General features: G+C 70.5%; 23 protein-coding genes and 1 pseudogene. 17 read left to right on the top strand and 7 right to left on the bottom strand.

All coding sequences use genetic code 11. From position 1 onward, the window contains the following. Positions 1 to 43: 43 nt before the first annotated feature. The 3 genes from AC3A57_RS17440 to AC3A57_RS17430 form a co-directional block, all read right to left on the bottom strand. Positions 44 to 703: a glycine zipper 2TM domain-containing protein gene (locus AC3A57_RS17440; RefSeq protein WP_221669455.1), complete on the bottom strand. Its 660-nt coding sequence runs from the start codon at positions 701 to 703 to the stop codon at positions 44 to 46. 102 nt (positions 704 to 805) lie between these two features. Then, entirely contained in the window at positions 806 to 1507 is a 702-nt protein-coding gene (locus tag AC3A57_RS17435; protein WP_487580077.1) for an alpha/beta fold hydrolase, read from the bottom strand. Positions 1508 to 1547: 40 nt separating this feature from the next. Beyond that, a complete protein-coding gene (locus AC3A57_RS17430) occupies positions 1548 to 1979 on the bottom strand; it encodes an OsmC family protein (RefSeq protein WP_487580076.1) in 432 nt (143 codons plus the stop codon). Between the two features lie 346 nt (positions 1980 to 2325). Here AC3A57_RS17430 and fusA point away from each other — a divergent pair, with 346 nt between their 5' ends. From fusA to AC3A57_RS17360, 14 genes are all read left to right on the top strand, one after another. Beyond that, a complete protein-coding gene (gene fusA, locus AC3A57_RS17425) occupies positions 2326 to 4389 on the top strand; it encodes an elongation factor G (protein ID WP_487580075.1) in 2064 nt (687 codons plus the stop codon). A gap of 229 nt (positions 4390 to 4618) precedes the next feature. Continuing rightward, the gene (locus AC3A57_RS17420) at positions 4619 to 5038 is read left to right on the top strand and encodes a DUF4087 domain-containing protein (RefSeq protein ID WP_487580074.1); all 420 of its coding nucleotides are present in this window, start codon (positions 4619 to 4621) and stop codon (positions 5036 to 5038) included. After that, positions 5035 to 6267 (top strand): mechanosensitive ion channel family protein, encoded by a 1233-nt coding sequence (locus tag AC3A57_RS17415; protein ID WP_487580073.1) that lies wholly within the window; start codon positions 5035 to 5037, stop codon positions 6265 to 6267. The genes AC3A57_RS17420 and AC3A57_RS17415 overlap by 4 nt, the downstream gene beginning before the upstream one ends. 49 nt (positions 6268 to 6316) lie before the next feature. Next, the gene (locus AC3A57_RS17410) at positions 6317 to 6697 is read left to right on the top strand and encodes a thioredoxin family protein (protein WP_487580072.1); all 381 of its coding nucleotides are present in this window, start codon (positions 6317 to 6319) and stop codon (positions 6695 to 6697) included. Between the two features lie 95 nt (positions 6698 to 6792). Next, on the top strand, positions 6793 to 7422 hold the full coding sequence (locus tag AC3A57_RS17405) for a LysE family translocator (protein ID WP_487580071.1): 630 nt from the start codon (positions 6793 to 6795) through the stop codon (positions 7420 to 7422). Positions 7423 to 7540: 118 nt separating this feature from the next. Continuing rightward, positions 7541 to 8266 carry a tellurite resistance TerB family protein gene (locus AC3A57_RS17400; RefSeq protein WP_487580070.1) on the top strand — a complete coding sequence of 242 codons (726 nt, stop codon included), beginning with the start codon at positions 7541 to 7543 and terminating at the stop codon, positions 8264 to 8266. A 211-nt stretch (positions 8267 to 8477) separates the two neighbouring features. Beyond that, positions 8478 to 9032, top strand: coding sequence for a hypothetical protein (locus AC3A57_RS17395; protein ID WP_487580069.1), 555 nt, complete (start codon positions 8478 to 8480; stop codon positions 9030 to 9032). 137 nt (positions 9033 to 9169) lie between these two features. Next, positions 9170 to 9880: a hypothetical protein gene (locus tag AC3A57_RS17390; RefSeq protein WP_487580068.1), complete on the top strand. Its 711-nt coding sequence runs from the start codon at positions 9170 to 9172 to the stop codon at positions 9878 to 9880. Beyond that, complete coding sequence (locus tag AC3A57_RS17385) at positions 9880 to 10635, top strand: hypothetical protein (protein WP_487580067.1); 756 nt, start codon at positions 9880 to 9882, stop codon at positions 10633 to 10635. Before AC3A57_RS17390 ends, AC3A57_RS17385 begins: the two co-directional genes overlap by 1 nt. Positions 10636 to 10657: 22 nt before the next feature. After that, the gene (locus AC3A57_RS17380; protein ID WP_487580066.1) at positions 10658 to 11119 is read left to right on the top strand and encodes a putative toxin-antitoxin system toxin component, PIN family; all 462 of its coding nucleotides are present in this window, start codon (positions 10658 to 10660) and stop codon (positions 11117 to 11119) included. A 43-nt stretch (positions 11120 to 11162) separates the two neighbouring features. Then, positions 11163 to 12002 (top strand): AraC family transcriptional regulator, encoded by an 840-nt coding sequence (locus AC3A57_RS17375; protein ID WP_487580065.1) that lies wholly within the window; start codon positions 11163 to 11165, stop codon positions 12000 to 12002. Positions 12003 to 12067: 65 nt separating this feature from the next. Then, positions 12068 to 13036 (top strand): DMT family transporter, encoded by a 969-nt coding sequence (locus AC3A57_RS17370; RefSeq protein WP_487580064.1) that lies wholly within the window; start codon positions 12068 to 12070, stop codon positions 13034 to 13036. A 115-nt stretch (positions 13037 to 13151) separates the two neighbouring features. Next, entirely contained in the window at positions 13152 to 15206 is a 2055-nt protein-coding gene (locus AC3A57_RS17365) for a TonB-dependent receptor family protein (RefSeq protein ID WP_487580063.1), read from the top strand. An 828-nt stretch (positions 15207 to 16034) separates the two neighbouring features. Then, positions 16035 to 16457, top strand: coding sequence for a DUF4288 domain-containing protein (locus tag AC3A57_RS17360; RefSeq protein WP_487580062.1), 423 nt, complete (start codon positions 16035 to 16037; stop codon positions 16455 to 16457). A gap of 50 nt (positions 16458 to 16507) precedes the next feature. Here AC3A57_RS17360 and AC3A57_RS17355 read toward each other — a convergent pair whose 3' ends face one another. From AC3A57_RS17355 to AC3A57_RS17340, 4 genes and pseudogenes are all read right to left on the bottom strand, one after another. Then, the gene (locus AC3A57_RS17355) at positions 16508 to 18763 is read right to left on the bottom strand and encodes a DUF5916 domain-containing protein (RefSeq protein ID WP_487580061.1); all 2256 of its coding nucleotides are present in this window, start codon (positions 18761 to 18763) and stop codon (positions 16508 to 16510) included. A gap of 189 nt (positions 18764 to 18952) precedes the next feature. Continuing rightward, positions 18953 to 20122, bottom strand: a complete 1170-nt coding sequence (locus tag AC3A57_RS17350; RefSeq protein WP_487580060.1) for a DUF3734 domain-containing protein — start codon at positions 20120 to 20122, stop codon at positions 18953 to 18955. A gap of 521 nt (positions 20123 to 20643) precedes the next feature. Beyond that, positions 20644 to 21444 carry a 3-hydroxybutyrate dehydrogenase gene (locus AC3A57_RS17345; protein WP_487580059.1) on the bottom strand — a complete coding sequence of 267 codons (801 nt, stop codon included), beginning with the start codon at positions 21442 to 21444 and terminating at the stop codon, positions 20644 to 20646. 807 nt (positions 21445 to 22251) lie between these two features. Continuing rightward, positions 22252 to 22716, bottom strand: a pseudogene (locus AC3A57_RS17340) (SET domain-containing protein); the annotation flags it as partial. Positions 22717 to 22933: 217 nt separating this feature from the next. Here AC3A57_RS17340 and AC3A57_RS17335 point away from each other — a divergent pair. Genes AC3A57_RS17335 through AC3A57_RS17325 form a run of 3 tightly spaced genes read left to right on the top strand, consistent with a single transcriptional unit; the run spans position 22934 to position 25602 of the window. Next, the gene (locus tag AC3A57_RS17335) at positions 22934 to 23407 is read left to right on the top strand and encodes an SUF system Fe-S cluster assembly regulator (RefSeq protein ID WP_221669476.1); all 474 of its coding nucleotides are present in this window, start codon (positions 22934 to 22936) and stop codon (positions 23405 to 23407) included. Positions 23408 to 23422: 15 nt separating this feature from the next. Beyond that, positions 23423 to 24913, top strand: a complete 1491-nt coding sequence (gene sufB, locus AC3A57_RS17330) for a Fe-S cluster assembly protein SufB (RefSeq protein ID WP_487580058.1) — start codon at positions 23423 to 23425, stop codon at positions 24911 to 24913. Continuing rightward, entirely contained in the window at positions 24910 to 25602 is a 693-nt protein-coding gene (locus AC3A57_RS17325; protein WP_487580057.1) for a hypothetical protein, read from the top strand. The genes sufB and AC3A57_RS17325 overlap by 4 nt, the downstream gene beginning before the upstream one ends. Positions 25603 to 25628: the final 26 nt, after the last annotated feature.

Below are 25628 nucleotides of genomic sequence, written 5' to 3'. Positions count from 1 at the left end.
GTGGACGGCGCCCCCGTTCCGCGCGCCGCCCCGGTCCGCAGGTTCAGTCCGGACGCACGTCCACCCGCACCCGCATGCGGTCGCCGGGGTGATGGTTGGTGCGGGTGTGGTAGGTCTTGCCGGCGTATTCGTAGGTCACGTCGTAGGCGCTGACCGAACGCTCGCCGCCGGAGTAGTAATTGCCGCCGGCCGGCTCCGGATCGCAGACCCGCACCGAGCCGGTGCGCGGCGCTTGGGTGCGCTTGCTCTGCTCGTAGATGCTGCGGCCGGCCATGCCGCCGACCATCGAGCCGATCGCCGACGTCGCGTAGCGCGCGCTGCCGCCGCCGACCTTGCTGCCGAGCACCGCGCCGACGATGCCGCCGACCACGGTCGCGGCGGTGCGGCCGCCCTCGGTGCCGGCGCTGCGGCGCTGGTTGCCGTAGGGGTCGTAGTACTCGTCGCGGCGGGTGTAGTCGTCGCCGTAGTAGGAATCGCCCTCGACATAGGTCGGGCGCTCGTAGCAGCGCGTGCCGCTGGCCGGCTGCGAGCGGTAGTTGTCGAACACCGGATCGACCCGGATCACCCGCGCGTAATCGACCTGCGAAGCGTAGCCGGCGTTGTAGCCGTTGTTGTTGTCGGAATAGCCGTACGACTGCGCCGAGGCGACGCCGGTGGCGGCGGCCAAGGCCAGGCCCAGGACGGTGACGAGCGAGCGGTTCATGTGGACTCCCAGGCGCCGACAGGGCGCGCTGAGGATCGTCGGGCCCGGGCGGTCAACACCGGCTGAATGCGAGCGCCCGCCGGAGCCGGGCGACGGCGATATTTACCTCGCCGTTAGCCAGTCTGCGACTTCGGTCGCGATCGCGGCGGCGCGGCGGCCGAGCAAGGGGCCGACGTGCTCGGCCGAGGCCACGGTCCGCTGCAGCGCCCCGACCGCAGCGGCGAACTCGGCCGACAGCGCCGGCGGCAGATCCTCGTCGGCGCTCGAGTTCAGGCACAGCACCGGGCAGGCCGGCGCCGGCGCCTCGATGCCGGCGTGGGCGGCGCGCAGCACCGCGCCGGATTCGTCGCGCCAATGGCGGAAGGCGTACAGCGCCGCGGCTTCGTCGGCTTCGCCCAGCGCGCGCCGGGTCGAGGCCAGCCGCGCCTGGCCGTGCCAGGCCACCCGCGCCGGCCAGTCGCGCGCCGGCAACCGCCGCGCCCAAGGCGCCGGCGGCAGCGGGTTCACCAGCACCGCGGCGTCGGCGCGGTCGGCCGCGGCCCAGGCCAGCAGGCCGCCGAGGCTGGCGCCGACCACCGCGCGCGGCCGCGGCAAGGCCTCCAGGGCCGCGCGCACCTGGCCCAGGTAGTCGGCCCATTCGGTGCCCTCCAACCCGGCCGGCGCCGGCTGCAGGTCAGGCGCGGCGACGGCTAAGCCGCGCGCCTGGAGGACCGGCGCCCACAGATTCCATTCCCAGCCGCCGCCGCCCGCGCCATGGATCAGCAGGACGTGGCGCGGCGGCGAGTGCGGAACGGTCGGCGGCATGGCGCCATTGTCGCCGCCCGCCGCCGTTCAGCCCAAACGCTCAGCCCAGTTGCGCCTCCAGGCTGATCGGCACCGCGCTCAGCGCCTTGGACACCGGGCAGTTGGCCTTGGCGTCCTCGGCGATGGCCTGGAACTTGGCCGCGTCGATGCCCGGCACGTCGGCGCTGACCTTGAGCCGGATCTGCGACAGGCTCGGCCCGCCTTCCATCGACAGGTCGACTTCGGCGCGGGTGTCCAGCCGCGCCGGCGGGTGCCCGGCTTCGGTCAGCTTGGCCGACAGGGCCATGGTGAAGCAGCCGGCGTGGGCGGCGGCGATCAGCTCCTCCGGATTGGTGCCCTTCTCCTCGCCGAAGCGGCTGTTGAAGGCGTAGCGGGTATCGCTCAGCACTCCGCTCTGCGGCGTGCTCAACCGACCCTGGCCGCTCTTGAGATCGCCTTCCCAGTGCGCGGTGGCGTGACGCGAAATGCCCATGGTGCCGCTCCTTCGTTGAGGGGCGGACAGCGTAGCGGGTGGAACGTTACAAGCGAGCAAAGAGTGGAGAGAAGTGAGGAGTGAGCAGCGCCGCTTGCCGTGCTCGCTCCTCGCTTCTCTTCGCTCGTTCCTCTCCGCTCGTTGCTCGCCTTGCCGCGATGCAGCACGCCCAATCGCGACTCCGGGCGCCGTTCCGGGCTTGACCCGCCTTGCCGCCTGCGGGAGTCTGTGGTCCCGGCGCGCGCGCCGGCACCGCCATGACCGCCCGCCGAGCGCCCACGCTCGGGCGCGCAGCGCGGACAGCCATGACGGCCTTCCCACCCTTGTCCCAGGGAGAAGTCCGCTCATGTCCTACAGCACAGAATCGATCCGCAACGTGGCCTTGGCAGGCCACCCCGGCGCCGGCAAAACCACCCTGTTCGAAGCCCTGCTGCAGGCCGGCGGCGCAGTCCAGACGGCAGGCAGCATCGAACGCGGCAACACGGTGTCCGATTTCGACCCGATCGAAAAACAACGCGGCCATTCCATCGACGCGGCGATCGCCAGCATCGACCATTCGGACGCTTCCGGACGGCTTGTCCACGTCAACCTGATCGACACCCCCGGCTATCCCGATTTCCGCGGCCCCACCCTCTCGGCGCTGGCCGCGGTCGAAACCGCGGTGGTGATCGTCGACGCCGACCGCGGGGTCGAGTACGGCACCCGGCGGATGATGGAGCACGCCAAGACCCGGCGCCTGTGCCGGGCGATCGTGGTCAACAAGATCGACCACGAGAACGCCAGCGCGGCGCGCGTGCTCGACGACATCCGCGACAGCTTCGGCCCCGAATGCCTGCCGCTGAACCTGCCGGCCGACGGCGGCAGCCGGGTGGTCGACTGCTTCGGCAGCAGCGAGGGCGACAGCGACCTCGGCGCGGTCGCCGACTGGCACCAGAAGATCATCGACCAGGTGGTCGAGATCAACGAAACGGTGATGGAGCATTACCTCGACCTCGGCGAGGGCGGCCTGTCCGGCGCCGAGTTGCACGACGCCTTCGAACAATGCCTGCGCGAGGGCCACCTGGTGCCGGTGCTGTTCTGCTCGGCGCGCAGCGGGGTCGGGATCAAGGAACTGCTCGACGTCGCCGAGCGTCTGTTCCCGCATCCGGGCGAGGCCAACCCGCCGCCGTTCGTCAAGGGCGCCGGCGAGGACGCCCTGGCCATCGAGGCCCGACCCGATCCCAAGGCGCACGTGATCGCCGACGTGTTCAAGATCGTCAACGATCCCTTCGTCGGCAAGCTCGGCGTGTTCCGGGTCTACCAGGGCACGGTGCGCAAGGACACCCAGTTGTTCGTCGACGACGGCAAGAAACCGTTCAAGGTCGGCCATCTGTTCAAGCTCAAGGGCAAGGACCACGTCGAGGTCGAGCAGGCCATTCCCGGCGACATCGCCGCGGTGGCCAAGGTCGACGAACTGCATTTCGACGCGGTGCTGCACGACAGCCACGACGAAGACCAGATCCACCTGGCGCCGCTGAATTTCCCCCGGCCGATGTTCGGCCTGGCGGTCGACGCGGCCAGCAAGGGCCAGGAGCAGAAGCTCGCCACCGCCCTGCACAAGCTGGCCGAGGAGGATCCCTGCTTCCAGGTCGAACGCGAGACCGAGACCAACGAGACCGTGATCCGCGGCCTGTCGGACCTGCACCTGCGGATCAACCTGGACCGGCTCAAGGACCGCTACGGGGTCGAAGTGACCTCGCGGCCGCCGCGCATCGCCTATCGCGAGACCGTCGCGGCCAAGGCCGAAGGCCACCACCGGCACAAGAAGCAGACCGGCGGCGCCGGCCAGTTCGGCGAGGTGTTCCTGCGCATCGAACCGCTGCCGCGCGGCGGCGGCTTCGAGTTCGTCGACGAGGTCAAGGGCGGCACCATTCCCGGCCAATTCCTGCCGGCGGTGGAGAAAGGCGTGCGCCAGGTGCTGCACGACGGCGCGCTCGCCGGCTATCCGATCCAGGACGTGCGGGTGATCGTCTACGACGGCAAGTACCACAGCGTCGACAGCAAGGAAGTCGCCTTCGTCGCCGCCGGCAAGAAAGCCTTCCTGGATGCGATCGGCAAGGCCCGGCCGCAGGTGCTGGAGCCGATCGTCGACCTGGAGGTCGCCGCGCCCGAGCAGCACATGGGCGACATCAGCGGCGGCCTGGCCAGCAAGCGCGCGCGGATCAACGGCACCGACAGCGTGCGCGGCGGCGAGATCGTGGTCCGCGCCCAGGTGCCGCTGTCGGAACTGGAAGGCTATGCCGCCGAGCTCAAGTCGGTGACCGCCGGCCGCGGCCGCTACTCGCTGGACTTCAGCCACTACGAGCCGGTGCCCGGCAACGTGCAGCAGAAGCTGGTCGAGGCCTACAAGCCGCGGCACGAAGAGGACTGAGCCGCGCCGGCCCGCCCGGCTGCGGCCCACGGCACTGCCGGCGCGCGCCGCGCCGGCGGTGCGCAGCGCAGGTCCGCAAAACCGGCCCGCATCGGCCCGTATCGCCCGCCGTCGGGCGATGCGGTCGAGCGCGCCGATGCGCGGCCCGGATTATGATGCCCCATCGGTTCACGCCGAGCGCAAGCATGCGTTCTTTCATCAGCCGGGCCGGATCGCCCAGGAGTCGCCGATGCCTTCGTTTCGCATCCCATCGCTGTCCGTCGCGGCCGTGCTGGCCGCGCTCGCCTTGGCGCCGCCGCACCGGGCCGATGCGCGCAAGCCGGCGGCGTCCAAGCCGGCCGTGCAGAACCGCTGCGGCTGGTTCATCAATCCGACCCCGGGCAACGCCTGGCTGTACGACCGCGATGCCGAGTGGACCATCGGCCTGCAGGGCGGCCGTCAGGCCGAAGGCGACTGGCCGGCGATCGCGCAGGACCAGTGGGTCGAAACCAACCGCCATTACGGCTATGGCTGCGCCTGCCTGCGGGTGATCGCCGACGAACGGACCAAGGAAGTGCAGCGCATCGTGTCCGCGCGCGGGCTCAAGCTCGAGCAGTGCCGGCGCGACCCGGCACTGACCGAACCGCTGCAAGAACTGCGCGGCGAATGATGTCCACCGCCCCGCCCACCGACCCGGAGCTGCACGAGATCGTCTCCGACGCCATGACCGCGGTGTCGAGCCCGACCGACCTGATCGTGGCGCTGATCGCGGTCGCCGCCGCGCTGACCGCCGGGGTGCTGGCCACGCGCTGGCTGCATCGCCGGCTCGGCCACCATCGCCGGGTGGCGTCGACCCTGACCGACTATCTGTGCACGCCGCTGCTGGCCACCCTGGCGCTGGCGGCGTTGCAGGTCCTCGGCAACCCGCTGATCGGTCTCAGCGCGACCTTGCTGGTGCTGTTCCTGGCGATCCGCGCGCTGGCCGCGTTGCTGGAACTGCTGTTCCGCCCGACCCTGCCGCTGCGGCTGATGCTGCGCCTGATTACCGTGGTCTCGTGGCTGGCGGCGGTGTTCGCCCTGTTCGCCGACCGCAGCGCCACCATCGCCAAGATCTACGGCGCCAACGTCAAGTTCGGCGGCATCTCGCTGTCCAGCCAGGGCGTGCTCAGCGGCCTGGTGGTCGGCGTGGTGGTGGCGATCGTCGCCCTGTGGGGCGACAAGACCGTGGCCGCTTTGCTGCGCCGCAGCCGCACCCTGCAGCCGAATTTCGTCCTGGCGCTGTCGCGGATCTTCAGCGTCGCGATCTGGGTCGTCGCCACCGCGGTGATCTTCAGCGCCAGCGGCATCAACCTGACCGCGCTGGCGGCGTTCAGCGGCGCGCTCGGCATCGGCCTGGGCCTGGGCCTGCAGAAGCTGGCCGCCAGCTACATCAGCGGCCTGATCGTGCTGTTCGAGCAGTCGGTGCGGGTCGGCGACAACATCGCCAGCAACGGCGTCGTCGGCCGGGTCACCCGGATGACCGTGCGCTACACCATGATCCGCACCCGCGACGGGGTCGAGGCGATCGTTCCCAACGACAGCCTGACCGGCAACGTGATCGTCAACCAGTCCTGGTCCGACCGCAATCTGCGCCTGGTCTGCGGCGTGCTGGTCAAGGGCGATACCGACATCGGCCTGGCCCGCAACCTGTTCGTCGAGGCGATGCGGGCCCAGGAACGGGTGCTGGAACAGCCGCCGCCGCATATGTACATCACCGCGATCAACGACAAGGGCATCCAGCTCGACGGTCATTTCTGGATCAACGATCCCGAGAACGGCCAGCACAACGTCGCCTCGGACGTCTACGACGCGATGCTGGCCGGGTTCCGCCGCAACGGGGTGCAACTGGTCGCGCAATGAAGGCGACGAACGGCGCGCCGCGGCGCGCCCGCGGCGCTAGGATGGCGGCGTGACCGAGACCGCCCACCCGCGTTTTTTCTGGCAGTTCCCGATGCGGCTGGTGCGCGAGGCGCGGCTGGCCGAGTTCCTGCCCGACGACGGCCGCCTGCGGATCCTGTTCCTGTGGGGCAAGGACTGCCCGAACTGCGACATCGCCAAGGGCCAGATGCTGCTGACCCAGGACCGCTTCAGCTGGCCCGACGTGGAGTGGCTGCACGACAACGTCTACGAAGACCCGGGCATGGCCACGCGCTTCGGCCTGCACGGCATCCCGGCCTTCTTCGTGTTCCGCGGCGGCAAGAAGCTCGGCCGTATCGGCCAATGGCCCGGCACCGAGGCCTTCGTCGCCGCGATCGAGAAACTGCGCCTGCCCGCGCCCAGCGCGGCCTGAACGCGGCCGCCGCAACAGTCCATCGCGCCGCGGCGCTTGGCGGCGGCGCGTGGCCGGGCGCAGACTGGCCCTCCGCTCGCACCCCCGCCGCCGCCATGTTCGACGCCGCCACCCTCGCCGCCTATCTGGTCGCCGCCGCCGTGCTGGTGTTGATCCCGGGGCCGGGCACGGCCTGGATCGTCGCCCAGAGCGCCGCCGGCGGCACCGCGCGCGGAGTGCAGGCCGCATTCGGCCTGGAGACGGCGACCCTGATCCATGCCCTGGCCGCCGGCCTGGGTCTGTCGGCCGTGCTGGCGACCTCGGCGCTGGCCTTCGAAGTGCTCAAGTACGCCGGCGCCGCCTACCTGATCTGGCTCGGCATCAAGGCCTGGCGCAGCGGCGCGGCGAGCGCCGCCGAGCCGGCCGCCGCCGCGGGGCCGGTGTCGGCGCGCGGGGTCTATCTGCGCTCGGTCCTGACCGGAGTGCTGAACCCGAAGGTGGCGCTGTTCTTCCTCGCCTTCCTGCCTCAGTTCGTGCATCCCGAGCGCGGCATGGTCTGGCTGCAGTTCCTGATCCTGGGCGCGCTGCTGTCGATGATCGGCCTGCTCAACAGCCTGTTCCTCAGCTTCGCCGTCGGCCGCTTCGGCCGCCGTTTCGCCGGCCGCGGCGGGCGTTGGAAAGAGCGCCTGACCGGCAGCGTGTTCATCCTGCTCGGCCTGCGCCTGGCCGCGCAGCAGCGCGGCTGAGCCGCCGCGCGGCGCCGTCGCCGCGCAACCGCGCCTGTACGCCGGTCGCGTCCGGCTTGAAGCGCGCCTTCGCGCCCATAGGTCGAGTAGTCACGACCTCAGTCACGGAGCGCCGCGCATGAAAACCCAGGGCTTTCTCGATCAGTTGCTCAAGACCGCGCAGAACAGCCTCGGCGGCGCCGGCGGCCTCGACGGCCTGCTCGGCGGCGGCAAGCCGCCGGCGCGCTACGAACAACAACGCGGCGAAGCCCGCGACGACAAGCGCGGTCTGCTCAACGCGGACTTCGGCAAGGGCGCGCTGACCGGCGGCGCGCTCGGCCTGCTGCTGGGGCACAAGAAGCTGCGCAAGCACGCCGGCAAGATCGCCCTGTACGGCGGCGTCGCCGCGCTCGGCGTGCTGGCCTACAAGGCCTACGGCGACTACAAGCGCCAGCAGGGCGAGACCGGGGTCGAGCCGCAGACCGTCGACCGCCTGCCGCCGCCGCTGGCCGAACAGCACAGCCAGGCCATTCTCAAGGCCCTGGTCGCCGCGTCCAAGGCCGACGGCCATATCGACGCGCGCGAACGCGAAGTCATCGAAGGCGAGTTCGTGCGCATCGACGGCGATCCGGAACTGCGCCGCTGGTTGCACGAGGAACTGGAAAAGCCGCTCGACCCGGCCGAAGTCGCGCGCGCCGCGAGCGGGCCGGAAGTCGCCGCGGAAATGTACCTGGCCAGCCTGCTCGCCGCCGACGAGCAGAGCTTCATGGAACGCGCCTACCTCGACGAACTGGCGCGCCAGCTCAAGATCGACGATGCGCTGAAGGCGCGGCTGGAACAGCAGTTGCGCGACGCGCAGGGCTGAGGCGGGGCGGCGCCGGCTCGCAGGGTTGGCGGACCGGCACGGGGTCATTCCGTGCCCGGGCTGGTTTGACCCGGGTCACATCCTGGCGCGACATCGCCGCGTCCATACCGCCGATCGCGCCGCCGGTCGGCGTTCGCGCCCGGTCCGGCGGCGCAGCCGCTAGCATCGCTGCGCCGCCGGCCGGGCGGTTCGCTGCCGTGGAGTCTCGCCGATGGGTTTGCCGATGGGTTTGCCGAAACGTTCGCTCGTCCCCGCCCTGCTCGCGCTGTGCTTCGTCGGCTGCTCCTGCCAACGCCAGGCCGACGACCGCGCCACCGCGACCGCGACCGCGCCGGCCCCGCCGCGCGACGACGCTGCGGCGCGTGCGGCCGCCGAGGCGGCACGGCGTGCGCAGGCGCAGAACCAGCAACGCGCCGACGCCATGACCGAGGCGGTCAACACCTTGCATCTGTACCTGCAGCAGCTCAGCAGCGGCAAGCGCGAGCTGGCCGAGAAGCACTGGGCTTACGAACGCCAGCCGCGCGGCAACGAGGAGGCCGGACTGCGCCAGATCGAGCAGTTCAGCGCGATGCGGATCCAGAACGAAACGCCCGAGCCGCTGGATCAGGAAATCGTGCCCGAATCGCTGCAGATTCCGGTCGAGTTGCGGGTCAGCCTGCCCGGCGGCGAGAACCGCCGCTATACCGGCTGGTACCGGATGCGACGCGATCCGGTCGATCGCAGTTGGAAACTCACCGCGACCTCGCTCAGCGTGGCCTTGCGCTGATCGGCCCGGGTTCGGCGCCGCGCGGCGGGCCCACCGCCGCGGCTTTCGGCACAGCCCGTGCACGCAGGCGGGCTTATACACTGGTGGCCCTCGCGACGGCACGGCAATGGCCGTCGCTCCGCCTCTTGGACCCCGTCATGCGCCGTCATCGTTCCCGCGTTTCCGCTCTCGCCCTCGGCCTGGCCCTGGCCGGCGCCATCCTGACCAGCGCCTGCGGCGACAAGACCGCGGCCGATGGCAGCGGCAGCGCGGACGGCTCGGCGGAGGCATTGCCGGCGCCGGAAGGCGCCGGACGCGGCGGCGTGACCGGCATGCCGGCCACGCCGGGCCCGGGCCAGGTCGGGCCGCCGGCCGACGCCGCGGCGACGCCGCTGTACGACGAGAACGGCAATCCCCTGCCCGGCACCGAGGCGCCGGCCGAAGGCGTCGATGGCACCCTGCCGCTGCCGTCCGACGGCAGCGCGGTCGCGGCCGAACCGGGCCCCGACGACGCGCTCGCGGTGGTGCGCGACTACTACGCCGCGATCAACCAGGGCCAGTTCGACCAGGCCTATGCCTTGTGGTCCGACGGCGGCCGCGCCAGCGGCCAGAGCGCGCAGCAGTTCGCCGCCGGTTTCGCCGACACCACCGGCGTATCGGTGGAACTGCTGGCGCCCGGCCCGGTCGACGCCGGCGCCGGCCAGCGCCATATCGAGGTGCCGGTGGCGATCACCGCGACCCAGCGCGACGGCAGCCAGCGCAAGTACGTCGGCGCCTATGTCCTGCGCCGGACCGTGGTCGACGGCGCCAGCGACGAACAGCGCGCCTGGCGCATCGGCAGCGCCGACATCCGCGAGGTGCGCCCGTGATGCGGCGTTGGCTGGTGCCGTCGGTGGTGGCGGCCTTCGCGCTGGCGGCGGTCGTCCTGCTGCTGGTCGCCTGCGGCCGCAACGATCCGCCGAACGCCGCGCCGGCCGCGCCGGCCACGACGGCGACCGCACCGGCGCCGACCGCCGCCCCGCCGACCGCCTCGGCCGAACCGGCCGGACTCGACTACGTCCTGCCCGGCGCGCTGGCGCCCGACGTTGGCCCCGAACAACTGTGCCGGTTGTTCGGCGCCGCCAACGTCAAGATCGACGACACGCTGCCCGGGCCGGAAGGCGAATCCTTCCGCGGAGTGGTCCTGTTCGACGGCGATCCGACCCGGCGAGCGGTGCTGCATTACCAGGACGAACGGACATTGCGCGGCCTGGCCCTGGTCGAAGTGCGCGAGCCGACCACCCGCTGGCGCCTGGACAACGGCGTCGCCATCGGCCAGTCGCTGGCCGAACTGGAGCGCCGCAACGGCAAGCCGATCCGCTTCAGCGGCCTGGGCTGGGACTACGGCGGCACCGTCACCGACTGGAACGGCGGCAAGCTCGGCTCGGGCGAAGGCGATGCGGCGATGCGTCATGCGCGGCTGGACTTGCGACCGCAGCCGGGACGCGGCGAAGGCGTCGACGCCGAGGCGGTGCCGTCCAGCGACAGCGAATACGCCAGCGACGATCCCAAGTACCCGCGCCAGGGCGAGCTGCTGCGCGTGACCGAGATCGGCGTGTCCTTCCCCGGCGAAGACGATCTGTGATCCGCCGCCGCGGCCTGCGCGCATGAGCGGTACCGCGCCGCGCATCGTCCTCGACAGCAACGTCTGCCTGGACCTGTTCGCTTTCAAGGACCCGGCCGTCGCGCCGCTGCTGCGGGCGCTGCGCGAGGGCAGGATCCAGGCGGTCGCCGATCCGGCCTGCCGCGACGAATGGCTGCGGGTGATCGAATATCCCAAACTCGGTCTCGACGCCGCCGTGCGCGAGGCCTGCCGGCGCGATTACGAGGCCTTGTTCGAGCCGCACACGGCCGATGCCGCGACACCCGCGGTCGCCCTGCCGCGCTGCGCCGATCCCGACGACCAGAAATTCCTCGAACTGGCCCAGGCCGCGCAGGCGCGCTGGCTGCTCAGCCGCGACCACGCGCTGTTGGTGCTGGGCCGGCGCACCGCCCGCGCCGGCCTGTTCGAGATCCTGACTCCGCGCGCCTGGGTCGCCCTGCAACTGCTGCGCGCCGCCACGCCCTGAAGCCTGGATCGGCCGCTCTCGCGGCCCGTGCCATACTCGGCTCATGCAAGGCGTGCCCGCCCACTTCGTCGACGCCCAGGACGCGGCCGAGTTCCGCCAGCCGGCGCACCGCGCCGGCATCGAGCTGTATCGCGCCCACATCGTCCGCCACGCGTTCGAGCCGCACACCCACGAGGCCTACGGCCTGGGCGCGATCGAATCCGGAGTCGAACGCTTCCGCTATCGCGGCAGCGACCACCTGGCGCCGCCGGATTCGCTGGTGCTGATGAACCCCGACGTGCTGCACACCGGCCGCGCCGAAACCGAAGGCGGTTGGCGTTACCGCATGGTCTATGTCGACCCGGGGGTCGCCGAAGAGATCACCGGCGAGCGCGGCTGGTGGTTCGAGCAGGCGGTGCGCCACGACCCGGCGCGCGCGCAACGCATCACCGCGCGCCTGGACGCGCTGTGGCTGGCGCGCGACGAGCTGGATTTCGACAGCCAGTTGTACGCCCTGCTGGCCGAGTTCCGCGACCACGCCCGCGTCGCCCGGCCGCTGCGCGAACAGGCGCCGGTGCGCTTCGCGCCGGTGATCGACTACCTGCACGCGCATCTGGCCGACCGCATCGGCCTGGAACAACTGGCCGCGGTCGCCGGGCTGAGCCCGTTCCATTTCCTGCGCCAGTTCCGCCGCCAGTACCACGTCACCCCGCAGCAGATGCTGATGGCCTTGCGCCTGTACCGGGCCAAGCGCCTGCTCGCCGCGGGCGCGGCGCCGGCCCAGGTCGCGCTCGACAGCGGCCTGGCCGACCAGGCCCACCTGACCCGCGCCTTCTCGCGCCGCTACGGCATCACCCCGGCGCGCTACCAGCGCCAGATCCTGGCCGGCCGCCGCCCCGGCTGAGCCGCGCCGGGGCGGGCGCAATCTGAGACAAGACCGGCGCCGGCCGCCTCGGCCAGGCTGGGCGCATGTTGCTCGGAACCCTCTACGCGCTCGCCGCCGGCCTGATCTGGGGCCTGGTCTTCGTCGGACCGCTGTTGCTGCCGGAGTATTCGCCGGCGCTGCAGTCCTTCGGCCGCTACCTCGCTTTCGGCCTGATCGCCTTGCCGCTGGCCTGGATGGACCGCGGCGCGCTGCGCCAGTTGCGCCGCCAAGACTGGCTCGAGGCGCTCAAGCTGGTCGCGATCGGCAACCTGCTCTATTACCTGTTCCTGGCCAGCGCGATCCAGCGCGCCGGCGGTCCCTTGCCGACCATGATCATCGGCACCTTGCCGGTGGTGATCGCGGTCTGCGCCAACCTGCGCAACGCGCGCCGCGACGGCCGCCTGCCCTGGCTGCGCCTGCTGCCCTCGCTGTCGCTGATCGCGCTGGGCATCGCCTGCGTCAACCGCGCCGAGCTGCAGGCCTTGCGCGCCGATCCGCAGGCCGACCTGCACCGCTATGCCTTGGGCGGCCTGCTGGCGGTGGGCGCGGTGGTGTGCTGGACCTGGTACCCGCTGCGCAACGCCGACTGGTTGCGCGCGCATCCCGATCGCAGCCCGCGCAGTTGGGCCACCGCCCAGGGCGTGGCGACCCTGCCGCTGGCGTTGTGCGGCTACGCCGCGCTGTGGCTGTGGATGAGCGCGCGCGGCGACGATTTCGCCATGCCGTTCGGGCCGCGGCCGCTGTTCTTCGTCGGCCTGATGGCGGCGATCGGCCTGCTCGCGTCCTGGGTCGGCACCCTGTGCTGGAACGAAGCCAGCCAACGCCTGCCGACCGCGCTCGCCGGCCAGTTGATCGTGTTCGAGACCCTGGCCGCGCTGAGCTACGCCTTCGTGCTGCGCCAGCAATGGCCGCCGCCGCTGACCCTGTTCGGCATCGCCCTGCTGATCGCCGGCGTGCTCTGGGCGTTGCGGATCAAGCCGGTCGCCGCGACCCAGACCGCCGTCGCGAACTGAGCGCGACCGGCGCCGGAGATACGCTCAAGCGCGGCATTCCTGCGGCGTTATGCCGCAGCCGAGCCGCGGCGGGCGCTGCCTAAGCTGGCCGCCCCGCGTCTGCCGGAATGCGCTCATGCGCCAGCGTTCGTTGCGTTTGCCCCTGCTCGCCATCGCGATCGCGATCGCATTCGACGCGGCCGCGCAAACCCAGGATGCGCCCGCCGGCGAGCCGGCCACGTTGGCGACGGTGCGCGTGCGCGGCCCGGACCGGCCGCGCACCGTCGACAGCCTCGAGGCCGCGCGCGCGCGCCTGGACCAGCGCGCCGGCGCCACCGCGCTGGTCGACGGCGGGTCCTACCGCGACCGCCGCGTCGGCACGCTCGCCGATGCGCTGGGTTATGCGCCCGGCGTGTTCGTGCAGCCGCGCTTCGGCGCCGAAGAAGCGCGCCTGTCGATCCGCGGCTCCGGCCTGCAACGCACCTTCCACGGCCGCGGCCTGGAACTGCTGCAGGACGGCAGCCCGCTCAATCTCGCCGACGGCGGCTTCGACTTCCAATCGGTGGACCCGCTGGCGGCCCGCTACATCGAGGTCTATCGCGGCGCCAACGCGCTGGAGTACGGCGCCGCTACGCTCGGCGGCGCGATCGACTTCGTTTCGCCGACCGGCTACGACGCCGCGCCGCTGACCCTGCGCGCGGAAGCCGGCGCGTTCGGCCATCGACGCGGCCAGCTCGCCCTGGCCGGCGTGTCCGGCCGCGCCGACGGCTATCTGAGCCTGGGCGGTTCGCGCCAGGACGGTTTCCGCGATCACGCCGCGCAGGAGAATGGCCGCTTGTTCGGCAACGCCGGCTATCGCTTCGGCGAGCGCCTCGACGGCCGCGTCTACCTGACCCACGTCGACACCCGCTCCGCCCTGCCCGGCAGCCTGACCCTGGCCGAAGCGCGACGCGATCCGGCCCTGGCCGCGCCGACCGCGCTGAGCCAGAACCAGCGTCGCGACTACCGCCTCGACCGTCTCGCCGCGCGCCTGAGCTGGACGCCGTCCGCCACCGGCACGTTGAATCTGTCGGCCTACTACGCCGACAAGTCGCTCGATCATCCGATCTTCCAGGTGCTGCGCCAGGACAGCCGCGATCTCGGCTTCGATCTGCGCTGGCGCAGCGATGGCAGCTGGTTCGGGCGCCGCAACGTGCTCGTCGCCGGGCTGGCCTGGGCGCAGGGCGAGATCGACGACCGGCGCTACTCCAACCTCGCCGGCCGGGCCGGCGCGCCGAGCAACCGCTTCGACCAGCGCGCGGTCAACCGCAAGCTGTACCTCGAAAATCAGACCTGGCTGACGCCGGCCTGGGTCCTGTCGCTGGGCGCGCAGGCGCTGGACGCGAAACGCCGTTCGCGCGACCGGCTGATCGTCGGCGGCCGCGACGAAAGCTTCGCTGCCGGCTACTCCGGCGTCAGCCCCAAGCTCGGCCTGCGCTACCTCATCGACGACCGCGCCCAGCTCTACGCCAACCTCAGCCGCAGCCTGGAACCGCCCAGCTTCGGCGAACTCAGCGGCGGCCCCGGGATCAGCCCGGTCGGCAAGCAAAGCGCCGACAGCGCCGAACTGGGCCTGCGCCTGAACCGCGCCGCGCTGTCGCTGGACCTGGCCCTGTACCGGGCCCGCCTGCGCGGCGAACTGCTGTCGCTCAGCGACGGCCAGGGCAATCCGCTGGGCACGGTCAACGCTGGGCGCACCCTGCACCAGGGCGTCGAGCTCGGCCTGGGCTGGCGCATCGGCGAGGCCTGGACCGTGTCGGCGAACTATCTCTACAACGACTTCCGCTTCGACGGCGACCGCGTCTACGGCGACAACGACCTTGCCGGCGTCGCCCCGCAACTGCTGCGCGCCGAACTGCGTTGGTCGCCGGACCCGCGTTGGTACATCGCGCCGAACCTGGAATGGACCCCGCAGGACACCTGGGTCGATCACGCCAACAGCTATCGCGCCCCGGGCTATCGCATCGTCGGCCTGCGCCTCGGCGGACGTGCGGCGCCGCGCTGGTCCTGGTTCGCCGACGCACGCAACCTCGGCGATCGCCGCTGGATCGCCAGCAGCAACGTGATCGCCGACGCACGCGGCCAGGACGGGCGCAATTTCCTGCCGGGCGATGGACGGGCGGTGTATGTGGGGTTGGAGTGGCGGGATTGAGGGTCGGGAATGGGGAATCGGGAATCGCAAAAGCAGTTTGCGCCCGCGCTTGTAGGCGCGACGCGATGCCTGCTGCCGCTGCCACCACTGTTGCTGTTGCCGTGAACGGCTTGGCGCCGCCTCGATCTCGCGAGAACGCCCTGAAGCCCCGGAGGGCGGCCCGCAGGGATGCGGGCCGTGCGCAGCCAGGCCAGGGAGGGCCTGTGCGGAGCAGCCCCGCGCCAGCTCCGTCCCATAGTGGCTTTTGATTCGAAACAGGAATGGCGCTTTCTTTGGTTACTTTTGACCGAAGGAAATCCCTTGGGACTTTGTCGCCTTGGACAAAGAAAGTGACCCGGCCGCTTGCGGACGGAAGCTTTGCTTTGGAGCTTTAGAGCTCTTGTAGCCTTCGAACGGCAAACGGCGCGAGGCCGCAAGAACGCGGTCGCGGCTTGTGACCGGAGGAAATCCCTGTGGGGCGCCGCTCCTACAGACGATAGCTTCTAGCTTCGATCGCTGACGACGGTCTTGGGTTCCCTGCGCGTCCCGTGGTCGCGGCTTGTGACCGAAGGAAATCCCTGTGGGACGCCGCTCCTACAGACGATAGCTTCGAGCTTCGATCGCTGACGACGGTCTTGGGTTCTCTGCGCGTCCCGTGGTCGCGGCTCATGACCGAAGCAAATCCCTGTGGGACGCCGCTCCTACAGGAGGCGGCGGCGAGGCGAGGACGAAACATGGCGCTGGATTGTCGTATCTGCGACTGCGGCCGCGCCCGAACCAAGACCGCCGTCGTTGCGGCCGCGCCGGCCGGCGCCGATGATCGGGGCATTCCGGGCGATGGATGCCGCCATGAACGCCGAGGTTCCGCAACGTAACCGTTCGCCGCACGGCTGGTGGGTCGCCACCTACCTCGAACGCGCGGCCTGGGACGACGAACCGGCGCCGGTCGACGACACCCGTTGCCTGGTCTGGGAGAACACCTTGCTGATCCGCGCCGGCGATCGCGAGGACGCCTACGCCAAGGCTCTGGCCTACGGCCGCGGCAAGGGCAACGAGTTCGCCGATGCCGAAGACGGCCGCCGCGGCCGCTGGGTGTTCGAAGGCCTGTCGCGCCTGTTGCCGGTGTACGACGAACTGCGCGACGGCGCCGAACTGATGTGGACCGAACACCGCGGCCAGCCCTATGCGGCGCTGCGCGCCAGACTGCGCCGCAAGCACGAGCTGGAAGCGTTCGACGACCTCGGCGACGGCGAGCCGCCGCTGGCCTCGTAAACGCCGGCCATCGCCTCCGCCGCCCGGCGCGATCGGGGCGACGGCCGCGGTCAGATCTCGAACCGGTACGACAGCTTGACCAGGAACTGCTCGTCGTCGCGCAGCCCGAACGCATCGGAGAACTCACGTCCGACCCGGGTCGAACGCGGACCTTCCTCGAACAGCTCGCCGCCGCGCACGTAAGCCACGTACAGGTAGGACAGCGGCGCCAACTCGTAGCGATAGCGGACCTGGAAGCCCAGATTGCTCAGGCTGAAATCCGGAATCTCCTCGTCCACCGCCAGCGGCCGCCCGCGCGGGTCGACCCGATACGCCTGCTTGAGCCTGGCGTCCATGCCGATCGCTTCCAGGCGCACGCGCAGCTCCTGCTTGTCGTCGATGAACCACTGCAGGCCGGCGTTGAGATTGAGCGCATCGGAGCGGAACGCGCCGAGCCGGTTGCCGCCGCGCCACAGCAGCCAGTCGGGGTTGTGGCTGTACTCCATGCCGGCGAACAGCAGCAGCCGGTCGCTGACCTGGTAGTTCGGTTCCAGGTAGATCCGGGTCTGGCCCTCGTCGATGCCGCCCAGGCTCTCGGCGCTGTAGTTCAGCTCGGCGCTCAGCGACCAAGGGCTGTCGCCGCGGCGCGGACGCAGGCGCTCGTAGCTGAAGTACAACCGCTCGGGCAGGCGCAGCACGCCGTTGCCGCGGGTGATCAGATCGTCGTAACCGGAGCTCCACAGCCCCAGCTCGACGAACTCGTTGCCGCCGTCGCGCAGTTCGCTGCGGCGGTTGACCGCGACCGCGTCGGCGATGTGCACGCCATCGTCGCTGTAGCGGCGCGATGCGGCGTAGTGCCAGTCGTGCGAGGCATAGGACGAGCTCGCCGGCAAGTCGGTCACGCGCCGGCCGAGGTCGTAGCGCAAGTAGTTGAAGTTGTTGCGCTCCAGATAGCCGAAGTCGTTGAGCTCCAAGCGCTTGCCCAGGTGCAGGCCGTAAAGCTGCTGGCGCCAGCCGCCGCCCATGTCGTAGTCGATCCGGATCTGCCCGCCGCTGTCGCGTGCGTTGCGGCCGTTGTGCTCGACATCGGAAGCGACCACCGCGCTGCGGATCGCCCATCGCGGATTCGGGTTCCAGCGCTGGTCGAACTCGTAGACGTTGGCGCTGCGGTCCTGGAACGGCCGCACCACCCGGGTCGCCATCGCGCCGAAGCCGAAGCGCTCGAAATCGCGGGTCGCGCGCAGGGCATAGAAGTCGCGCCCGACCTCGTCGCCCTCGCTGGCCGCGAACAGGCCGTAGTTGAAGCCGCCGGCGCTGCCGTTGAGCTTGATCGCCGCGGTCACGTCGCCCGAGCCGTTGCCGTCGTCGGCGCGCGCGCCGACCCGGCGGGTGTAGATCAGCCGGCTGTTGGAGTTGTAGGAGCCGAACTGGACGTCGAAGAAGCTCTGGTTCTCGGTGAAGAACGGCCGCTTGTCGCTGAAGAAGGTCTCGGTGGCGCTGAAGTTGACCGTCAGCTCGTCGCTTTCGACCTGGCCGAAATCCGGGTTCAGGGTGGCGCTGAGCTGGAACTTGCCGCTCGGCTTCCAGAACAGGTCGGCGCCGGCGTCGAAATCGCTGTCGCGGCCGACGAAATCGCCGACGCCGACCACGTAGGGCGTGATCGCCAGCAGCGACTGCTTGTACGCCGGCACCTCGACCCGGTTGAAGGTCGACAGGAAACGCGCCTCGTTGTAGTGCACCGCCGGCCAGGAAGCGCGCTCGCCGGTCGAGGCGATGACACGATCGAGCTGGATGCCGAGATTGCGGGTGCCGTCGCCGGCCTCGCGCATCGGCGCGATGTGCCAGGGAATCAGCATCTCCGCCGACCAGCCCTCGGCGTCCTCGCTGGTGGCGTGGCGCCAGTCGCCGTCCCAGTCGTCGTTGAACTGGTTCTCGCTGGTGATGGTGGCGTCGACGATGCTGTTGGCCAGGGTCACGGTGAAGTTGTAGCCGGCGCGGCCGTCGCCGTCGAAATCCACGTACAGATTGACCCGGTCGACGGTGCCGTTGCCGTCGCGCTGGGTGCGCTGGCGCAGGCGCGGCACGCCGGCCGGCTGATGGTTGCGGAAGCCGATCGCCAGGCCTTCGGGGGTGGCCAGCAGCCAGGCCTGGGTGGCCTGCGAGGCCGGCTGGCGCGACAGCGGCTGGGTCAGGCGGAAGTCGTCGATGCGCTGGGCGCCGCGCCATTCCTCCGGATCGATGCGGCCGTCGACTTCGACAGCGCACGCGGCGGGCGCGGCCAGGGCGGCGGCGGCCGCGAACAGGGAGGGCAACAGATGAATGCGCATGGGACGGTACCGGAAAGCGGACTGACCGCCTCGCCGCACGCGCGTTGCGCGGCGCCGGCGATGGCGGACCGCGGCGCAACCCGCCGCGATGCCGCGCAGACTAGCCGCGCCCCGGCTTTGCGCCGCATGGCGTAAGTCATGGCAACCTTTGCTCACGCTGCGGCATCCCAGCCTGCAGCGGCGTCCGATTCAGGGCGCGGTGGCGTCGTGGGCGACGAAGGCGGCCTCGCCGGACGGCAGTTGCAGCCAGTCCGGATGGGCCAGGGCGCGGGCGATGTCGCCCTGCCCGGAGAGCCAGTGCTCGCGCATCGCCACCCGGCCGAACTGGTAGTCCTTGAAGTGGCCGATCCGGGCGCGGTCGCGGTAGATCAGGTGGATCACGCTGTAGCGGCGGTCGCAGGCCAGTTCGGCGGCGTGCTGGGCCCAGGGGTTGCTCGCGCGCACGTCCTCGGGGATCTCCTCCAGCAGCTCGCGCAGCAACCGGCGGTAATGCTGGAACACGCGCTGGGTGTCGGTGATCAGCCGGGTGCGGCTGGAGTACTGGATTTCCTTCTGCCGCTCGGCCACGTCGAGCAGGTTCTGCGGCAGCTCGCCGCGCGCGCTCCACAGGTCGACCTGGAACACCAGGGTGTCGCGCCGCGGCGACGAGGCCAGCACGTGCGACAGCGGCGTGTTCGAGACCAGGCCGCCGTCCCAGTAGAACTCGCCGTCGATCTCGACCGCCGGAAACGCCGGCGGCAGCGCGCCGGAGGCGAGGATGTGGCGGGCGTCGATGCGGGTGCGGCTGCTGTCGAAGTACTCCAGGTTGCCGGTGCGCACGTTGACCGCGCCGACCGAGACCCGGATGCCGTCGTGGTTGAGGCGGTCGAAATCGACCAGCCGCTCCAGGGTGGCGATCATCGGCGAGGTGTCGTACCAGCTTGGCTGGCCGGCCCCGGAGGCGGCGCCGAACAGGCCGGTCGGGTCTTCGCCGAGCCAGGCGCGCGGCCGGTAGAAGCCGCGCTGTCCCTCGACCAGGGCGCGCCAGGCTTCCCAGGTGTCGAGCCAGGCGCGGGTATCGGCGTCGAGGTCGGCGAAGCGCGCCTCCTGGCCCAAGGTGGTGGCCGGGAACAGGTTGGGCTGCGAGACCGTGTCCCAGAACTCGCGCAGGGCCTGCAGGCGCTTCTCCGGCGGATTGCCGGCGATGATCGCGGTGTTGAAGGCGCCGATGGAGATCCCGGCGATCCAGTTCGGGGCGATGCCGGCCTCGTGCAGGCCCTGGTAGACCCCGGCCTGGTAGGCGCCGAGCGCGCCGCCGCCCTGCAGCACCAGGGCCACGTTCTCCGGCAGCGCCGGCGCGGCCTCGCGCAGCCTGCGCACCGCGGCCCGGGTCGTGCGCTCGGCGGCTTCGGCGCGGCGGGCCTGGCGCGGGGTCGCCGGCTCTGGGGCGGCGCCGCGGCGGATGCCCGGGCGGCGAGCAGACTCGCTGGCGGGTGTGCCGGCCGTTTTGCCGCTGGATGCGCCGGTATTCGCGGCACCGGCCGCGCGCCCCTTGGACGGCTCCTTGCGGGCTGGCTCGCGGGACGGCGGATCCTGTTTCGGCGGGTTCGCCGGTTTCGGATCGCGCTGGGCCGGCGCGCGGCGCTCGGGTTCGCGCTGCGGCGTTCGGTTGGCGGAGGCGGGATGCGAGCGGGCAAGGGGGCGGCCGGTGGAGCGCTTGCTGGGCATTTCGTTCGGTCTCTTCGGCGTCGCTGCGGTTCGCCGCCTATCTTGCGCGGCGCTTGCGCTTGCGCCGTGAAGGCCGGCGGAAACGCAAAAGCAACGGCCAGGGCAAATCCCCCTTTTTTCGAAGGGGGAAAGGACGGGTCAGGTCGAGCGTGAGCGGCTCCGCGGCGACGGTCTTATTGCATGTACCAGCCGTGGCTGACCACGATGCTCTGCCCGGTCAGCGCCGCGCTGGGGAATTCGGCCAGGAAGCGCACCGTCTTGGCCACGTCCTCGACGGTGGTGAATACGCCGTCGACGGTGTTGCCGAGCATGACCTTCTTGATCACCTCGTCCTCGCTGATCCCCAGCTCCTTGGCCTGTTCGGGGATCTGCTTGTCGACCAGCGGGGTGCACACGAAGCCCGGGCAGACCACGTGGCTGCGCACGCCATGCTTGGCGCCTTCCTTGGCCAGCACCCGCGACAGGCCGAGCAGGCCGTGCTTGGCGGTGACGTAGGCCGACTTCAGCGGCGAGGCCTCGTGCGAGTGCACCGAGCCCATGTAGATCACGGTGCCGCCGCGGCTCTGGCCCGAACCGTTGTCTTTGTACATGTGCGGCAGCGCCGCCTTGGTGGTCAGGAAGGCGCCGTCGAGGTGGATCGCCAGCATCTTCTTCCAGTCGCCGAAGGCGTAGTGCTCGATCGGGTTGACGATCTGGATGCCGGCATTGGAGACCAGGATGTCGATGCCGCCGAGTTCGGCGGCCACGCGCTCGATGCCGGCATTGACCGCGGCCTCGTCGGTGACGTCCATGGTCACCCCGATCGCGCGTCCGCCCTGGGCGACGATCTCGTCGGCGGTCGCCTGGGCGCCGGCTTGGTTGAGGTCGGCGATCGCGATCGCGGCGCCCCCACGCGCCAACTCATGGGCGATTTCCTTGCCGATGCCGCTGGCGGCTCCGGTGACGACGGCGACTTTGCCTTGGATCGAGCTCATGGGGACTCCTGGACGAGACGGAAAGGGAGAGGTCGGCGCAGCGCCGGCGCAACCGGGCCATTGTCGCCGCCGCAAGTGATCGCAGCGTGGCGGCCGATGCAGCGCAGTGTTCCGCCGGAGCCGGCCAATAACCATCGGACCTTCGTACCCAGCCCGGCTTTGCCGGGTCGGGCGGCCACGCCGATATCCGGCCCGCCCGAGCTCCGGCCTCTCGCCGTTGCCGTTGCCGTTGCCGTTGCCGTTGCCGTTGCCGTTGCCGGAAAGAGCTTGGCGCCGTTTCGGCCTCGCGAGAACGCCCTGAAGCCCCGAAGGGCGGCCCGCAGGGAGGCGGGCCGTGCGCAGCCAGGCCAGGGAGGGCCTGTGCGGAGCAGCCCCGCGCAAACCGCGTCCCATAGTGGCTTTTGATTCGAAACAGGAATGGCGTTTTCTTTGGTTACTTTTGACCGAAGGAAATCCCGTGGGACTTTGTCGCCTTGGACAAAGAAAGTAACCCGGCCGCTTGCGGACGGAAGCTTTGCTTTGAAGCTTTGAGCTTTGGAGCTTCAGAGGCCTTCGAACGACAGACGCCGCGAGGCCGAAAGGACGCGGTCGCGGCTTACGCCGCTCCTACAAGGGGCCCAGGACAAAGCGCGGCGAGAGTGAAGGATGGCGGCCGCGGCCGGCGCCGCGCCTGCAGGGGACGGCGGGCCAGAGCGAGGCCCGGTGCCGCACCGGGCCGGGAAAGCCTCAATCCTTCTTCTTGCCCTTCTTGTCCTTCTTCTTTTTCTTGTCCTTCTTCTTGTCCTTGTCTTTCTTCTTTTTCTTGTCCTTCTTCGGCTGCAGCATGGTGCCGGTGCAGTCCGGCGAGCCGCAGCGGCACTCCCAGATCTTCTTCAGTTCCTTGGTGTGCTTTTCGGCCAGGGTAATGCCGTAGTTGTAGGCCAGCTCCTCGCCCGGGGCGATGTCGCGGATCGCCTCGATGAACACCTTGTCCTGGCGGCGGTCGTCGCCGTCGTCCTCTTCCAGCACCGCCTCGCAGTTGGGCGAGCAGCTGTGGTTGATCCAGCGTGCCGTATTGCCCTCGTAGTTGGCGTCGATCACGTACTCGTCGTTGAGCGTGAACAGGAAGGTATGGCCGGAATCGGCATCGCCCGTGTCACCGGCGTCGGCTTCCTCGTGGGTGCGGCGGCGGCCCTTGTACTCGATGACGCGTTCGCCCTTGGCGATCGGGGCGACGGCGAATACGCCGTTGCCGTGGATGGCGGAACGACGGGCGGCGATCTTGCGCGGCATAGCGAATCCCAGAATGACGAACGGCCATTCTGACCCAGCTCGGCGGGCGGCCGCCATCGCCGCCGGCCAGGCTTCCGCGCCGGAGCCCGCACCGGCGGGCCGCCCCACCGCGCCGGCCTCGTCGGCCCACGGCATGAATCGCGCAAAACCGCCCGCTTGGCCCGGCCGGGATAAAAACGTACAATTTCGGTACGAATTACCCCCGGCGCCCAGACCGATGCTCCGCGTCACCAAGCTCACCGATTACGCTACGGTCGTCCTGACCGTGCTCGCGGCCCAGTCCCAGACCGGGCCGGAGCGCGTGCTGAGCGCGGCCGAGCTGGCCGAGCGCTCCGGGCTGGAGGCGCCGACGGTCAGCAAGCTGCTCAAGCCGCTGGCCCAGGCCGGCCTGGTCGAGGGCTTCCGCGGCGCCAACGGCGGCTACCGCCTGGCCCGCGCGGCCGACGAGATCGGCCTGATCGAAATAGTCGAGGCCATGGAAGGACCGCTCGGCATGACCGAGTGCAGCGTGCACGAAGGCAACTGCGGCCTGGAGCGGCAGTGCGGCGTGCGCGCCAACTGGCGGCGCATCAACGACGTGGTCGTCGAGGCGCTGCGCAACGTGACCCTGGCCCAGATGCTGGCCCCGGACGCTTCGTTTTCATCCGCAACCCCCGGCCGGCGCATCGATCTGCGCCTGGCCAGCGCATAGACAGTAGGCAGCCGCATGGCCACCGACATCCGTTCCACGTCCGCTCCCGCGGGCGACATCGCCAATCGTCCGCTTCAGAACGAAGCGATCCACGAGCAGCTCGGCCGTCGCTACGAGGCCGGCTTCGTCACCGACATCGAGTCCGACAGCCTGCCGCCGGGCCTGGACGAGGACACCATCCGCGCCCTGTCGGCGAAGAAGAACGAGCCGGAGTGGATGACCCAGTGGCGCCTGGCCGCCTACCGGCACTGGCTGACCATGCCGATGCCGCACTGGGCCAAGCTCAACATCGCCCCGATCGACTTCCAGGCGCTGAGCTACTACAGCGCGCCCAAGGCCAAGTACAAGTCGCTGGACGAGGTGCCCGAAGAGCTGCTGGAGACCTACGACAAGCTCGGCGTGCCGCTGCACGAGCGCGCGCGCCTGGCCGGCGTCGCCGTGGACGCGGTGTTCGACTCGGTCTCGGTCGGCACCACCTTCCGCAAGGAACTGGCCGAAAAAGGCATCGTCTTCTGCTCGATGTCCGAGGCCATCCGCGAGCATCCCGAACTGGTGCAGAAGTATCTCGGCAGCGTCGTGCCGGTCGGCGACAATTACTTCGCCGCGCTCAATTCGGCGGTGTTCTCCGACGGCAGCTTCGTGTTCATCCCCAAGGGCGTGCGCTGCCCGATGGAGCTGAGCACCTATTTCCGCATCAACGCCGGCCACACCGGCCAGTTCGAGCGCACCCTGATCGTGTGCGAGGACCAGGCCTACGTGTCCTACCTGGAAGGCTGCACCGCGCCGATGCGCGACGAGAACCAGCTGCACGCGGCGGTGGTCGAGCTGGTCGCGCTGGAAGACGCCGAAATCAAGTACTCGACGGTGCAGAACTGGTACCCCGGCGACGAGAACGGCGTCGGCGGCATCTACAACTTCGTCACCAAGCGCGGCGAATGCCGCGGCGCGCGCAGCAAGATCAGCTGGACCCAGGTCGAGACCGGTTCGGCGATCACCTGGAAATACCCCAGCTGCGTGCTGCTCGGCGACGATTCGGTGGGCGAGTTCTACTCGGTGGCGCTGACCCACCACCGCCAGCAGGCCGATACCGGCACCAAGATGATCCACATCGGCAAGCGCACCAAGTCGAAGATCATCAGCAAGGGCATCAGCGCCGGACGCGGCCAGAACACCTACCGCGGCCTGGTGAGAGTGGAGAAGCACGCCGCCGGCGCGCGCAACCACACCCAGTGCGACAGCCTGCTGATCGGCAAGAAGTGCGGCGCGCACACCTTCCCCTACATCGAGGTCAAGCACCCCGACGCCACCGTCGAGCACGAGGCCACCACCTCCAAGATCAGCGAGGACCAGCTGTTCTACTGCCGCTCGCGCGGCATCGGCGAGGAAGACGCGGTGTCGATGATCGTCGACGGCTTCTGCAAGAGCGTGTTCCGCGAGCTGCCGATGGAGTTCGCGGTCGAGGCCAAGAAGCTGCTGGAAGTGTCGCTGGAAGGGTCGGTCGGATGAGCCGCGCCGCCCTGACCGCGCTGGCGGCCCTGCTGACCGCGGCGCTGGCGGCCTGCGCCCCGGCGCCGGAAGCCGCCGCTCCCGCGGCGAAGCCGGTGCCGGCCCAGTCCTCGGCCCCGCCGAAGCCGGCGCAAGCGGCCGCGCCGTCGGCCGACGAGCGAGCGGCCGCCGAGGCGCCGATCGCGCCGATCGCGCCGCCGGGCTCGATCAAGCACGTCCTGGCCGCGGGCGAGTACCTGCTGCCGTTCACCATCGATCCCAAGCACGAAAACGTCCGCGATCCGCGCGTACTGCAATGGAGCGAGCACCCCTGCGGCGCGACCCCGTACGCCCGGGTGCGCGCGATGCCGCTGAACGACGGATTGCTGCTCGCCGACGACGTGATCGAGTTCGGCGACGGCGGCAAGGAACTGCGCCGCTGGAGCAAGCCGTTCGAGGCCGAGGTGACCGCGATCGACGGCGAACGCCTGCGCCTGCGCGTGCTCGACGGCAACGGCGCCGAACAGGTGCTGTGGACCGACCCGGCCGGCGCCCTGGCCGCGGCGCAGAACGCCGTCGCGGCCGAACCGCGCTTGCTCGATTGCCCGAGCTTGAAGGCCTTCGCAGATTCCGACTACCTGCAGTGCTACGAGTACGTCGACGCCGGCGGCGGCAAGCGCAAGCTGGCCTACGAAGGCGTCTGCACCTGAGCGCGGCCCCGCCCGTCACCGCCCCA

It is taken from the genome of Lysobacter sp. Soil_C_15, from assembly GCF_057657315.1.
Note: the sequence above shows the minus strand (reverse complement) of the source record. Positions and strands in the feature narration are given on the sequence as shown.

Excerpts from the sequence above, each read along its gene's own strand:
- AC3A57_RS17440 (WP_221669455.1), bottom strand. The coding sequence starts at position 703 with ATGAACCGCTCGCTCGTCACCGTCCTGGGCCTGGCCTTGGCCGCCGCC.
- AC3A57_RS17435 (WP_487580077.1), bottom strand. The coding sequence starts at position 1,507 with ATGCCGCCGACCGTTCCGCACTCGCCGCCGCGCCACGTCCTGCTGATC.
- AC3A57_RS17430 (WP_487580076.1), bottom strand. The coding sequence starts at position 1,979 with ATGGGCATTTCGCGTCACGCCACCGCGCACTGGGAAGGCGATCTCAAG.
- fusA (WP_487580075.1), top strand. The coding sequence starts at position 2,326 with ATGTCCTACAGCACAGAATCGATCCGCAACGTGGCCTTGGCAGGCCAC.
- AC3A57_RS17420 (WP_487580074.1), top strand. The coding sequence starts at position 4,619 with ATGCCTTCGTTTCGCATCCCATCGCTGTCCGTCGCGGCCGTGCTGGCC.
- AC3A57_RS17415 (WP_487580073.1), top strand. The coding sequence starts at position 5,035 with ATGATGTCCACCGCCCCGCCCACCGACCCGGAGCTGCACGAGATCGTC.
- AC3A57_RS17405 (WP_487580071.1), top strand. The coding sequence starts at position 6,793 with ATGTTCGACGCCGCCACCCTCGCCGCCTATCTGGTCGCCGCCGCCGTG.
- AC3A57_RS17400 (WP_487580070.1), top strand. The coding sequence starts at position 7,541 with ATGAAAACCCAGGGCTTTCTCGATCAGTTGCTCAAGACCGCGCAGAAC.
- AC3A57_RS17395 (WP_487580069.1), top strand. The coding sequence starts at position 8,478 with ATGGGTTTGCCGATGGGTTTGCCGAAACGTTCGCTCGTCCCCGCCCTG.
- AC3A57_RS17390 (WP_487580068.1), top strand. The coding sequence starts at position 9,170 with ATGCGCCGTCATCGTTCCCGCGTTTCCGCTCTCGCCCTCGGCCTGGCC.
- AC3A57_RS17385 (WP_487580067.1), top strand. The coding sequence starts at position 9,880 with ATGCGGCGTTGGCTGGTGCCGTCGGTGGTGGCGGCCTTCGCGCTGGCG.
- AC3A57_RS17380 (WP_487580066.1), top strand. The coding sequence starts at position 10,658 with ATGAGCGGTACCGCGCCGCGCATCGTCCTCGACAGCAACGTCTGCCTG.
- AC3A57_RS17375 (WP_487580065.1), top strand. The coding sequence starts at position 11,163 with ATGCAAGGCGTGCCCGCCCACTTCGTCGACGCCCAGGACGCGGCCGAG.
- AC3A57_RS17370 (WP_487580064.1), top strand. The coding sequence starts at position 12,068 with ATGTTGCTCGGAACCCTCTACGCGCTCGCCGCCGGCCTGATCTGGGGC.
- AC3A57_RS17365 (WP_487580063.1), top strand. The coding sequence starts at position 13,152 with ATGCGCCAGCGTTCGTTGCGTTTGCCCCTGCTCGCCATCGCGATCGCG.
- AC3A57_RS17360 (WP_487580062.1), top strand. The coding sequence starts at position 16,035 with ATGAACGCCGAGGTTCCGCAACGTAACCGTTCGCCGCACGGCTGGTGG.
- AC3A57_RS17355 (WP_487580061.1), bottom strand. The coding sequence starts at position 18,763 with ATGCGCATTCATCTGTTGCCCTCCCTGTTCGCGGCCGCCGCCGCCCTG.
- AC3A57_RS17345 (WP_487580059.1), bottom strand. The coding sequence starts at position 21,444 with ATGAGCTCGATCCAAGGCAAAGTCGCCGTCGTCACCGGAGCCGCCAGC.
- AC3A57_RS17335 (WP_221669476.1), top strand. The coding sequence starts at position 22,934 with ATGCTCCGCGTCACCAAGCTCACCGATTACGCTACGGTCGTCCTGACC.
- sufB (WP_487580058.1), top strand. The coding sequence starts at position 23,423 with ATGGCCACCGACATCCGTTCCACGTCCGCTCCCGCGGGCGACATCGCC.
- AC3A57_RS17325 (WP_487580057.1), top strand. The coding sequence starts at position 24,910 with ATGAGCCGCGCCGCCCTGACCGCGCTGGCGGCCCTGCTGACCGCGGCG.